This is a genomic window from Clostridium sp. UBA4395 (assembly GCF_002390995.1).
Lineage (GTDB): Bacteria > Bacillota > Clostridia > Clostridiales > Clostridiaceae > Clostridium_J > Clostridium_J sulfidigenes.
On the sequence record NZ_DGRF01000033.1, the window covers coordinates 1 to 12,844 of the forward strand.

Consider the following 12,844-nt stretch of genomic DNA (forward strand, 5'->3'; position numbering starts at 1 on the left):
AACAAAGCAATTTCCTATAAAGCAAAAAGAGGTTGTCTCAAATTTATCATGAAACAACCTTTGTTAAAAATAATTTTTATCTATTTTATACAATTAGCTTTAGTAATAGTTTTTATATTCTCACACATTTCTTTTAAATATTCGTAATTGGCTATATCATAGTCAATCTCTTTTGGATTTAGAGGACTTCCAAAGTAAACCTCTGGATTGCTTTGGGTTGAATGATCTTTTCTTCTAGTAAAAGAGGCTACATGAAGCTGATTAAACTTCAAAGTTTCGAGCATCCATTTTACATTATGAGGTCTTACCCCCCCTGGAAGTATTTCAATTTTTCCATTACTATACTTTATCAACTCTTTTAAAAGTTCTGCTCCATCTTCCACTGTGTTTTTTTGTCCCTTAGTAAGAATTCTTTTTACACCTAAATCAACTAAGGTATCCAATACTTTAAAGGGGTCTTTCACTACATCAAAAGCACGATGGAATACAGCTTCTCTATCTCCTATAATATCCATAAATCTTTTGCATAATTCTACATCAAGAGTACCATCTTCCCGTAATACTCCAAATACTATCCCATCAGCACCAGCTTTAATTGCTGCTTCCATATCTCGTTCCATGGTTTTAATTTCATATTCAGAATAACAAAATCCAGCTCCTCTCGGTCTTATCATTACCATAATAGGAATGTCTACTGATTTTTTAGCTTCTTCAATAGTACCTATTGATGGTGTTATCCCCCCCAAAAACATATTTGAATTTAACTCTACCCTATGAGCTCCAGCTTTTTTAGCCATTATAACATCTTCTAGTGAACCACAACATATCTCAACTAAAACCTTTTCTTTCATTATCAATTACCCCCATACTAACCTTTTAATATGTAATATACTTCCTACAAATAATTACATATTAATATATAACTATCTAAGTAAACTTAATATTTAAAATAGGTTGATCTGCTATAGCTTAAATCTTACAATACTTTCTCCTACTTCTTTATTATTATCATTAACAATGACCCTTGGAAATACCCTTTTTAGTCTATCTATAGTTTCTTTATTTTTATAATTAATCTGCTCTAATATAGACGCTACAATTAACGGCCATTCTTCTTCTGATCCATCTATTATTTTAATTGAAAATCCAAGTCTTTCATCTCTAAGTCCAAAACAATATACTCCTTTTGCTCCACCCTTTGCCACTATATTATCATCCATTAATAGTAATGAGCATATTAAATCAGTACCGGAAACCATCTCATAATTTTCATTCATTAATTTAGTAAGCTTTATTACTGAATCTCGTGTTAACCCATCCACAATAGTGTCAGGACATGCCATCTTCATATAAGCCATGGCTAAATTTTTCATAGGCATTGCAAATACAGGAACCCCGCATCCATCTGTACCAATTTTTATCTGTTCTCTTGGATATTCAGACATCATTGAAATATGAGAAAGAATTTCCTGTTGTGCTGGGCTATTAATATTCCAATATTCCCTTTTATCACAGTTCATATCAGTGCATAAAGTTAAAATTCCCATATGTTTTCCTGAACAGTTGTGATAAATTCGTCTCTTTTCTCCACCATTTCTTAGTATTTCTTCTTTAGCATTCATTGATAATGGATATGTAGGTAAACATATAAGTTCTTCTTCAGCTATCTGGACTTTATCCATTATAGATTCTAATGCCGTAACATGAAATGGTTCTGCCCTATGAGAGCCAGTCATAACTGTAATTTCTTTATCACTAAGATTATACTTTGTATCAATGCCTCTCTTTATTAATGGAATAGCTTGTATTGGTTTTGCTGATGATCTCATATAAGTTACAAATTCAGGATCACCTATAGAGTAAACAACCTGTCCATCTTCATTTACACAACATATATATCCTCTATGTACACATTCTAAAAGTTCTCCCCTATATTCTTCAATTAAAATCTCATCCATAATAACATTCATTCCTTTCGCTGTGCTCAATGCACAAAATTTTATGAAAGTGATTAACTTCTAAAACACTATCAATAATATAGACAAGTAAAAACAATACTATATATTAAATACACATAGGATATTATTTATCCCATGTGTATATTTTAACATTAATTCTGATTTCATCCATAGATTCCTTTAATTTGCCTCTTTCAATTCTCTACAATCCTTATGATGAATTATATTTTTCTCCCAGGCTCCTTTGCGATACATTATATACCCAAAAATACATATTATAAGATTGCTAAAACTCATAGAAAACCATATGCCTGCAGAACCTATATTTGTAAAATTTTTAAATAGTAATATCATAGGAAGTCTCACAAACCAAAGTCTTCCCACTTCCATCTCCATAGAATATCTAGTATGACCCGATCCCTGAAATACCCCTTGCAATACACTGAATATACCCATAAGTGGCATAGACCATGCTATATATTGCAAATATGTTATCCCCTCTGAAATTACCATCATGTCGTCCTTAGACTGCATAAAGAAACCTATAATTTGTTTATCAAAAGCTAATAAGACAATTAACCCTAAGACAGAAAAACCGATGGTAAGCTTTATAGCTTTTACAAAGGCTTCCTTGGCTCTTTTAAGTTGGTTACACCCTAGATTTTGACCTATAATAGATGTAAGGGCTGCTCCAATTCCCATGGCTGGTTGAATTACAAGAGATGTAATTCTATTTACCATAGCAAAAGCTGCTAGTGTAGCTGTGCCATAGGATACTATAAAACCATTTAAAGCCATAAATCCTAAGGCTGAACCAGATTGTCCAATAGAAGATGGAAGGGCAACTGAAATGATTTTCTTAATTATTTCTCTATCAAATCTAAAGTTCTTAAAAGAAGGTCTTACCTTAGATGATTTTCTCATTAATACATAGATTCCAGCTATTGCTAAAACAGCCTTTGACAATAGAGTTGCTATAGCTGCTCCTGCGATTCCCATATTAAATGTAAATATAAATATTGGATCTAAAATCATATTAAGAACTGCACTACTTGCACTAAGGACAGTTGGAAATACTGTATTTCCCTCTGCATTCATTATGGAGTTAAAGTTAAAAAATAAAAACATAAAAGGCATATCTAAAAAGGTAATTCTTAGATATATTATACTATTTCTTGCGAGTTCCCCTGTCCCTCCCATTAACCTTACAACAAAGGGAGATATTATATATCCTACTATAGCAAATAGTATTGAAGATAAAAAAGATACTACCAAAAGCTGACTTGCATACTTATTAGCCTCTTCATATTTATCAGCTCCTATAAACTGAGAAATGATAGATGTACCTGCTATAGATAAGCCCATTCCGATAGATATAAATAAAAAATTAACTGGCCAAACAAATCCTGTAGCTGCAAATTCTACTGATCCAATTTTACTTACCCATAGTCCATCAACTAAATTATATAGTGTTTGTATTAAATTATTTATCATAATAGGAATTGCTAAGACACCTATTACTTTGTATAAGTTATCATTCAAAATAAAATTTCTTTTATTCTTAACCATGTTCCCTCCTAAATCACATTTAAATTTCTTATTACTACAATATATATTATATACCATTGATACTATTAATTTCTATAAAAAACTTAGGATGTCGAAATATATTTTCTTCTAAATAAAACAGTGTATATTTTATGACTTTAAATTCATCATCAATATACACTGTTCATTTATTTTTATTTATATTATATTACATATTATAAAATAAATTTTGTGAAGGATACTCAGCATCGCAAGTAACATCTATACCCAGTTTTCTAAATATTTGCTCGTCACCAGTACTTAGAATAGTAGTAGAGTGAGCTTGACACCCTTTAAGCTTTATAAGTTTTTCTAAAGCAACTTGAGCCATAGGATTAGTAGCAGCACAAATGCTAAGGGCAATCAGTATTTCTTCTGAATTTAAAGATGTATTATTACTTCCTAAAGCATTGGTTTTCAAACTTTTTATAGGTTCTAATACCACTGGTGAAATTAAATGAATCTCATCAGATATGTTAGCTAGGTACTTTACTGCATTTAAAATAGCAGCTGAAGATGCATCCATTAGCTCTGAACTTCTACCTGTTAAAACAGTACCATCTTCAAGTTCTAAGGCTACCACAGGACAAGCATCATTTTTGTTTGCTTCTAATTTAAGCTTACTAGAATATTCTCTAGCAGGAATGACTACTTTTCTATCCTCTGGTTTAAGATTTAAACTTTCCATAATTATTTTAATTCTTTGGAAAACCTCTGCATCTACATATCCTTTTTTATATTCAACACTAGTTTTAAAGTATCTTCTAATTATCTCCTGTATAGAAGCTTCCTTAACAACTTCATCATCAGTAATTCCAAATCCTACTCTGTTAACTCCCATATCTGTTGGTGATTTATATATAGATTCTTTTCCAGTTATCTTCTCAATAATCCTCTTTATAACTGGGAACATCTCAATGTCTCTATTATAGTTTACTGCAACCTCATTGTATGCATCAAAGTGAAAAGAGTCTATCATATTTACATCTTTAAGATCAACAGTAGCTGCCTCATAGGCAATATTTAAAGGATGTTTCAAAGGCACATTCCATACAGGGAAAGTTTCGAATTTAGAATATCCAACAGCATTTCCTCTTTTATTCTCATGGTATAATTGATTTAAACAAGTAGCCAATTTCCCGCTTCCTGGTCCTGGTGCTGTTACTACTACTATTGGCTTAGTAGTTTCTATATATGGATTCCTTCCATAGCCCTCGTCGCTTACGATAGTTTCAACCTCTGTAGGATACCCTTTAATAGCTTCATGCTTATAAACTTTAATACCTCTACGTTCCAATTTATTTATAAAGATATTAGTAGCTGGTTGACCACTATAACGAGTTATAACCACACTATTTACCTGTAAATCATATCCTCTAAGATCATCAATTAATCTTAGTACATCCATGTCATATGTAATTCCAAAATCGCCTCTTATCTTATTTCTTTCAATATCACCAGCATATACACAGATAATTATTTCTGCCTTTTCTCTAAGCTTATGAAGTAACTTTATTTTTGCATTTTCATCAAAGCCTGGCAAAACTCTTTTAGCATGCATATCAAATAATAGTTTTCCTCCAAATTCAAGATAAAGCTTATCATAATTATTTACTCTCTCTAAAATATATTTTGATTGTTCTTCCAGATATTTCTCATGATCAAATCCAATTTTCATCTTTACACCTCATCCTAATAATAAAACATACATATTATTATTACATATTTTCATCATTAGTAAAACCTAAATTAAAAATTTTTAATTTTTTTGTTAATTCTAAATTTGATGTTTATGATTTATTTCTGGATTTTATGCTTTTAAAATTTCTGCTTTTAACTCCTCCATTAATTCCTTTACTGTAACTATACTTTTTATCCTATGGGCATTGTCTCCACAAAATACTAAAGCTTCATCCATATTTCCCTTAACACCATTTATTAGTGCTTCACTAATGCAATAAGGAGTTTCTTTTGGATTACAGTGAGATATACATCTATAGCATTTTTCCACCTTCAATTTTCCTTTAAAAGTATTCTCTACAAAGGGATTACATATAGCTCTTCCCGGTAACCCTACAGGACTATCTACTATAACTATATCATCTTCTTTTGAATCAACATAAGCCTTCTTAAAATTTTCTGATGCATCACATTCTACTGTTGCTACAAATCTAGTTGCCATTTGAACTCCATCTGCACCTAGTTTTAGGTATTTAGCTATATCTTTTCCATCGTATATACCTCCAGCCACTACTACTGGAATTTCCTTATTATACTTTTCTCCATAAATTTTAGTTTCATTAATTATATCTACTACTTCTTTATCAAAGGCTTTTTCAGTCATATTTATATTTTCTTTTTTAAATCCTAAATGTCCACCTGCTCTTGGTCCTTCAACTATAACCATGTCAGGGGCTACTTTATCATGCCTATCCCAAAGCTTGAAAATAACTTTGGCTGACTTTAAAGAAGATACTATTGGTGCAATTTTTACTGAAAAACCTTTGATTAAATTTGGTAATTCCATTGGTATTCCAGCTCCTGAAATTATAATATCCGCACCACCTTCTATGGCTGCCTTAACATGCTCTTTATAATTATTCATAGCGACCATTATATTAACTCCAATAACTCCTCCATCAGTAGCCTTTTTTGCTAATAAAATTTGTTTTTTTAATGCTCTAATGTTAGCAGCTAAATTATTACTTTCAAAGTCCTCTTCATCATATCCTACTTGTGCTGCAGATATAACTCCGATTCCTCCTTCATTAGTCACTGCTGATGCAAGTTTTGATCTAGAAACTCCTATCCCCATTCCACCTTGAATTATAGGCATAGGTACAAATATATTTCCTATATTAAGACCTTTTATATTCATAAAAACACTACCTTTCAAATTAAGATATTTTACTTTGAATTTCAAATACTTTGATAGTCAAAGTTTATTTTATTATAAGCCATTTTAATAATTGATGCAATAAGTATCCTAGTGGAATATATATAATTAACTCATTCTTCATAAAAAATCTACTATTATATTTATAAAGGAATACAAAAATAAAAGAACTATAACATAAAATCATATGTATAGTTCTTATTCTTAATATTTTTCTTTATTTATTGAATTTTGCCTTTTAAAATACTATTTATCTTTTTAGAAGTATCATCTATAAACTTATCCATTTCCTCTTCATTAAGATATATAAAATTCTCCTTAGTTTCTTCATTATCTCCTAAATAATATTCTGTTATATACTTAACTTGCTTCATTAAAGCCCCTTTAGGAAAATAATCTATATAATCCGGTACCTGATCTATATTTTTGAATATAGTATGAAAAATAAAATTAGAATTTTTTTCTAAGTATAAAAAATCTAATCCATACCAATCCTTTTTTATGGTCCAAATAAAACTTGCATCCTCTTTTAATTTTTTATTATATAAAGCATTATTCTTTTTTTCATTGAAAAATTTAGACCATTCAATATCTGTAAGCAAGTGTATATAATATCCAAGGACATAAGAATATTTTGAGTATTCCATGAAATTATTTTTTATATACTTATCAAAAAACCTCTCTGCATCTATATTATTTTCTTCATTAATCCAATGAGTAATTTTTTTTGGTGGATTGAAGCTACTCCAATCTTCATTCGGAACTCCAGAATCTGGACCAACATTTCCAAGTATAAATGCTATAGAATCTAAATCATCCATATGCTTCAATATATTTTCTGCAATTCTAAGATGAGCTATCCAAGTTGCCATTAAACTCCTCCTTCTTGTACTATCCTATGACCTCTTGTTCATTAACTATAGTTTTTTAGACTTTTTGGCTATAGCCATCATAAGACCTAAAGCTATTGATAAGAAAGCCGAAGCAACTACTCTATACTGTGGTGGCATTAAAAATACAAGGGTATGACATGGAATCCAGAAAAATGGAATTGTTTTTAACATACTAAAACCTACGAGCATATTAAAATCGATTTCTTTAACCAAATCATTTATAGTTACCTTTTTCATCCCTCTATATTTAACATCAATATATAAATCACAAAACTTATGAAATAAAAACATAAAGGGTGCAAAAGTAATATTCATCATAGCACTTGTTAAAAATGCATGTCCAAACTTTGAGCCATGGAAAGGTAATCTGCCTATATCTTGTGCAGCTAACACTCCTTCTGAATATAGTGTAAAGGCTAAAGTTATCATCATTCCAATTATTCCCCATATAATTGCTTTAAAAATTAATCCTTTAGTCTTTTGCCACTGTCCATGTAAAATTCTAGCTCCCAACATGTCTCCCATGGTAGCTAAAACAAAGAATTTAAAAAAGCCACTTATATATGGATATGCTTGTGTCATAGACATAAATACTTCTCTAGTTGTTGGAACTACTAAAACTGCAGCCCATAAAAGTAATAAACCTCCCCATAAGTAATCCCCTAATTTCATTTGATTATTCTCCCCTTTTCTACTGTATCTTTTAAAATTTGTTATTTAATAAATATTATAACGTTTTCAATTCCATTTATCTACAATAAATTTCATTTTTCAGAAACTTTTTATAAGTTGAAAATCTAGCTTAGTTATGTTACCATATTATTACATTTATATCCATATTTTATGTATTGTCCCATTGAAGTATATTTAATTCTTTAATATAAAAATAAAATCTATAGGAGGACTATATGAATAATTCAATAAAGGATATATATCTTAAATATATTAGAATAAGCAAATTAAATAAATATATAAAATTGGAGTCAAAAGAAGATTTTAGAAATCTCTGGGCAAAAATGAAATGGATTAGTTCTCAATGTAAACCTATTGTTCCTTTTTTTATTTCTACAATAATAATTAATTCTGCTTTATCTTTAATTGGAGTTTATAATGCTATAATATCAAAATCTCTTATAGATGCTGCTATTAGTGGCAAAACTTCAACGGTTATTCAATGGCTCATTGTAATGGCCACTATAATGTTTGGAAGAATGCTCATATCCCCTATTACCTCATTTATGAGTACTAGGGCATCTACTAAACTCAATCAAGGTATGCAAAGCAAGCTTTATAAACATCTTATTTATAGTGAATGGATTGAACAATCAAAATTTCACAGTGTTAGCTTGCTTACTAGAATCACCTCGGATGTAGGAACAATATCTTCAACAATATTAGGTACTATTCCTAGCATTATATCTTTGCTAGTAACCTTTATAGCTTCCTTTTCTACTCTTATTTATTTTGCTCCATCCGTAGCAATTGTAGCAGTAATAGTAGGTCCTATATTACTTTTAATTAGTCGTTCCTTTGGTAGAAAATTAAAAAAATTATATAAAGAAATACAAGAAGAAGATATAAAATATCGCTCTTTCATTCAAGAATCCATTCAAAACTTAATGATAGTTAAAACCTTTTGTATGGAGAAACTTAATGTAGATAAACTTCATCTAATACAAAAAAACAAATATGAGTTAGCTATGAAAAATACTAAACTTAGTGTTCTTTCAGGAATGTCCATGGGATTTTGTTCTACCATTGCTTATTTCTCTATATTTTGTTGGGGTGCTTTAAACATTTCAAAAGGATTAGGAACCTATGGAACTTTTACCGCTATGATACAACTCTACAGTAATATTCAAGGTCCTATTTCTGGACTTGCTAACACTTTCCCAGCCCTTATAGGGTGTATTTCAGCTACTGAAAGACTTATGGAGATTGAAGAAATCGCTCTTGAAGATGTCAATATCCCAAGCATTCCCGAATCATTTAAGTCTCCCTATATTAAATTTAAAAATGTATCCTTTAGTTATAATGAAGGAAACCCTGTAATAAATAGTGTAACCTTTAACATAGCTCCTGGAGAAATTATAGCCTTAATTGGTCCCTCTGGAGAAGGTAAAACAACATTAATAAGACTTTTACTATCGCTTATTCATTGTAATGAAGGAGAAATTACCCTAGGAAGCTATAACATAAGAAACAATGATGAAATAGTTTTAAATAGAAATCATAGGGAACTTATTTCTTATGTGCCTCAAGGAAACACTCTCTTTTCTGGAACCATAGAGGATAATCTTCGCTACGGTAAAGATGATGCTAATATAGATGACATTGAAGAAGCCGCAAAAGCAGCTTATGCCTTGAAGTTTATAAATAAATTAGAAGATAACTTTCATACCTTAATAGGTGAAAAAGGTAGTGGAGTTTCAGAAGGGCAAGCTCAAAGGCTAGCCATAGCAAGAGCTCTTCTAAGAAAAAGACCAATTTTAATCCTAGATGAGGTAACTTCATCTTTAGATGTTGATACAGAACTCAACGTCCTTAAATCAATAAAAGAACTAGACCATAAACCAACCTGTATTATAATAACCCATAGACCTTCTGCATTATCTATCTGTGATAGAATATTAAAACTCGAAAAAGGAACTCTTAAAGAGATTGAGAATAAAGTTATACTAGAAACTGCAGTAAATCAATAAATAAGCCACCTATGAAATCTTTTGGGGGATTTCATAGGTGGCTTTACTCATATTTTACACTAATTCATCTTTTACATCCCAAAGTTGAAAATTTAGCTACCACTACATATCCACTTCTATTTTCTCCACCTGTAATAAAGTAAGACCCACATCGTATCCATGCATGTGCTACCATATCATTTTTTTCATTCTTTTTAACCCCTAGATACATTGTAGTTGATATTCCCTTTCCTCTCATCATTCTTTGTGCAGTAAGGGCTTTGACAAGACACTTACTTTCCCATGGCGTATATCGTGAAGAATTAATAACTGCCCACCTTATGTCTCTCGCTATTCTATATGAATTTATATCTACCTCACCAGGCGACTCTTCTTTTACATTACCCATTCTCTTCCTAAGTTTATTAAAAGGTACAAAGATTATTAAAATCCTATATATTCCTGTATATATATAAGCTTCTAGAAATCTTAACTTAATACTCCCATCTAAAGTAGCAAAGGTTCTAATCTTTCTAGTTAATACTGATAAGGTCTGCATTTTTAAGTTTTCCTAAAAATTCTTCTACATTTTCTTTACACTGATTCTTTTCAACCTGAAACTCTCCAAGCAATGTATTAATAATATTATTAACAGTAGAAGGCTCTTTAATTATCTCCCAAATTCTACTTCCAACCTGATTCATCATAAAATATTGACCTTTTTCTAAATTCATCATAACCACTTCCCCATCTAAATCTGTAGCATCAATATCAGAATTTCTTGTAATCTTAGAATTTAGCGTCATCTCCAAGTTTCCATTAATTTCAGCAGATTTAACTTTAAGTTTTTTAATTTCCATATCTCTCATCCTCTCAAATATAATTATAAATTTAGCCCATACAATATTATGATATATATAAATGTAACTATAACTCCAATTATTAATATGAATAAACTTTTGAATTTACATAGCCTTAAACACTGTTTTCTCTTTAAATAAACTCTCAATAATTTCTATTTGATTATCCACTGTGTACTTATCCCTAGGCCTTGTAATTCTATAAAACTTAGCTTTTTGGGCAATCTCTATACAATTTTTGAAATACTTAGGAGTCATACCTCCCATAGATCCTATATATTCAGTTCTATATATATTTTTAATAATCTTATTAAGCTTTTCTCCTCCCCTTACCTCTTCCACTCTCACATTATCAACCTCACCTATATCAAGCTCACAAATTGCTGTCAGTGGAAACTTTTCTTTAGAAAACCCATGAAAATCTGGAACTATATACTTTATCTTTCCATCAGCATGAAAGCAAGAATAAGATTCTTTAACATAATACATGTTCTCTAAAGCATCAAAACATAGTTTATGGTAAGGAAACCCTGGTTCAATGACTATTTTATTATCAAAACTTAATGCAGCTACATCATCTGCTACAAAATTATAGCCTCTTTTTACAAGGGCTGTAGTCAATGTTGACTTTCCAGCCCCCCTTTCTCCTGTAAATATAATAGCCTTTCCATTTATTACAACGGTGCCTCCATGGATAGCTGTTGACTCCCTTTGAAGTAGGAGAAAACCTAAGACACTTCCCATTATATAAACTTTCATAAGACTTTTATCACAATCCTCACAGGGATCTACTATCACAGTATTTCCATTTTCAATACAATAAGTAGCCACATGTTCTATATGAAACCAAACATGATCCTTTGTTACATGAATACTTTTTCCCTCTTTAATTTCTTCTAAAATGTTATTGGGAGTTTGTCCATATAATATAGTTACAATGTCTTTATCTTTAAAGTTTTCATTTCTTTTAGGGAATTCTAGAATTTCTATATTAGAATCTATATTAAGTCCATATACTCTATAGAAATATTTTTTATCTATATACATAATTTCATTGATTCCTTTCTGACATTCTATGTTTCTAATATTTTCTTAAACCAATATACCTATATCAAGCTTTATTTTGATATAGGTATATTGGACAAAAATTATGATTGTTTTGGTGCACTTCCATGATTTTTAGGATGCCATCTATTATGCTTGTAACACCACACCCAATCTGGATGGTCAGCAGGTTGAATATTAGGATTAGTGTAATCTTCATTATTAAATTTAATACTCATTGGTTCTTGCCAATTACAAAAATCAATATATTCAGTTTCATTTGTATCACTAGTAGCTAATTGTGATAATATTGGTTTCTTCCACTCTATTTTCATTTTTTCCTCCTTCTATTTAAATATCACCTAAATACATATATCATTTTATATGTATAATTTTACCATTTTGTTGTTTAAGATTCAATAGATGAATTTATTATTTAGACCTATATTTGATAAAAATCTTTGCATGAAATCTGTTATTCATTACATATTTTTTTCTAATTACTTCATGTAATATATTTAATAAACTATTATTTTTAAATTAACAAAACTAGCATTATTCTTTAACATCTATCATAATTATTTATATAATCAATTTACATTTATTTACTTTTATAGTAATATATCATAGTAGGGAGGTGAAAAGATGAAAACTTGGAACAAACCAGAATTAACAAATTTAAGTGTTACTGAAACTAAAGATACAAACCCCACATTTTGGAACCCACTTATAGGTGCATGTAAAAATCCTGCTGGTGCAGGCAATGATTGTCCATTAACTTGGGAAAGAGATTGTAAATATTATGAACTACTTAGCCTAGATCTTTGTACTGGATATGGAAAATGTACAAAAAAAATTCAACCAACTCCTCCAGATCCTCAAAGTCCAACATCATAAGTTAAACATAAATATAGATAAGAAAGCC

13 protein-coding genes are annotated in these 12,844 nt (G+C 30.1%); 2 read left to right on the forward strand and 11 right to left on the reverse strand.

Annotated features, from left to right (window positions below; all coding sequences use genetic code 11):
• Window positions 1-80 precede the first annotated feature (80 nt).
• The 7 genes from B2694_RS04975 to B2694_RS05005 form a co-directional block, all read right to left on the reverse strand.
• Window positions 81-851: a copper homeostasis protein CutC gene (locus B2694_RS04975; RefSeq protein ID WP_346884797.1), complete on the reverse strand. Its 771-nt coding sequence runs from the start codon at window positions 849-851 to the stop codon at window positions 81-83.
• Window positions 852-962: 111 nt separating this feature from the next.
• Window positions 963-1,958 carry an asparaginase gene (locus tag B2694_RS04980; RefSeq protein ID WP_346884798.1) on the reverse strand — a complete coding sequence of 332 codons (996 nt, stop codon included), beginning with the start codon at window positions 1,956-1,958 and terminating at the stop codon, window positions 963-965.
• 180 nt (window positions 1,959-2,138) lie between these two features.
• On the reverse strand, window positions 2,139-3,527 hold the full coding sequence (locus B2694_RS04985; RefSeq protein WP_346884799.1) for an MATE family efflux transporter: 1,389 nt from the start codon (window positions 3,525-3,527) through the stop codon (window positions 2,139-2,141).
• A gap of 187 nt (window positions 3,528-3,714) precedes the next feature.
• Window positions 3,715-5,223, reverse strand: coding sequence for a DUF1846 domain-containing protein (locus B2694_RS04990; protein ID WP_035133578.1), 1,509 nt, complete (start codon window positions 5,221-5,223; stop codon window positions 3,715-3,717).
• 132 nt (window positions 5,224-5,355) lie between these two features.
• Complete coding sequence (locus B2694_RS04995; RefSeq protein ID WP_346884800.1) at window positions 5,356-6,423, reverse strand: nitronate monooxygenase; 1,068 nt, start codon at window positions 6,421-6,423, stop codon at window positions 5,356-5,358.
• 239 nt (window positions 6,424-6,662) lie between these two features.
• Entirely contained in the window at window positions 6,663-7,313 is a 651-nt protein-coding gene (locus B2694_RS05000) for a zinc dependent phospholipase C family protein (RefSeq protein WP_346884801.1), read from the reverse strand.
• Window positions 7,314-7,358: 45 nt separating this feature from the next.
• Window positions 7,359-8,006 (reverse strand): hypothetical protein, encoded by a 648-nt coding sequence (locus B2694_RS05005; RefSeq protein ID WP_346884802.1) that lies wholly within the window; start codon window positions 8,004-8,006, stop codon window positions 7,359-7,361.
• A 236-nt stretch (window positions 8,007-8,242) separates the two neighbouring features.
• Here B2694_RS05005 and B2694_RS05010 point away from each other — a divergent pair, with 236 nt between their 5' ends.
• The gene (locus tag B2694_RS05010) at window positions 8,243-10,036 is read left to right on the forward strand and encodes an ABC transporter ATP-binding protein (RefSeq protein WP_346884803.1); all 1,794 of its coding nucleotides are present in this window, start codon (window positions 8,243-8,245) and stop codon (window positions 10,034-10,036) included.
• Between the two features lie 64 nt (window positions 10,037-10,100).
• Here the strand turns inward: B2694_RS05010 and B2694_RS05015 are convergent, their stop codons facing one another.
• From B2694_RS05015 to B2694_RS05030, 4 genes are all read right to left on the reverse strand, one after another.
• Complete coding sequence (locus B2694_RS05015; RefSeq protein WP_346884804.1) at window positions 10,101-10,574, reverse strand: lasso peptide biosynthesis B2 protein; 474 nt, start codon at window positions 10,572-10,574, stop codon at window positions 10,101-10,103.
• The gene (locus B2694_RS05020) at window positions 10,549-10,875 is read right to left on the reverse strand and encodes a lasso peptide biosynthesis PqqD family chaperone (RefSeq protein ID WP_346884805.1); all 327 of its coding nucleotides are present in this window, start codon (window positions 10,873-10,875) and stop codon (window positions 10,549-10,551) included. The genes B2694_RS05015 and B2694_RS05020 overlap by 26 nt, the downstream gene beginning before the upstream one ends.
• A gap of 105 nt (window positions 10,876-10,980) precedes the next feature.
• Complete coding sequence (locus B2694_RS05025) at window positions 10,981-11,922, reverse strand: hypothetical protein (RefSeq protein ID WP_346884806.1); 942 nt, start codon at window positions 11,920-11,922, stop codon at window positions 10,981-10,983.
• Between the two features lie 101 nt (window positions 11,923-12,023).
• On the reverse strand, window positions 12,024-12,254 hold the full coding sequence (locus B2694_RS05030; protein ID WP_346884807.1) for a hypothetical protein: 231 nt from the start codon (window positions 12,252-12,254) through the stop codon (window positions 12,024-12,026).
• A 310-nt stretch (window positions 12,255-12,564) separates the two neighbouring features.
• Here B2694_RS05030 and B2694_RS05035 point away from each other — a divergent pair, with 310 nt between their 5' ends.
• Complete coding sequence (locus B2694_RS05035) at window positions 12,565-12,816, forward strand: hypothetical protein (RefSeq protein ID WP_346884808.1); 252 nt, start codon at window positions 12,565-12,567, stop codon at window positions 12,814-12,816.
• The last annotated feature ends 28 nt before the right edge of the window (window positions 12,817-12,844 follow it).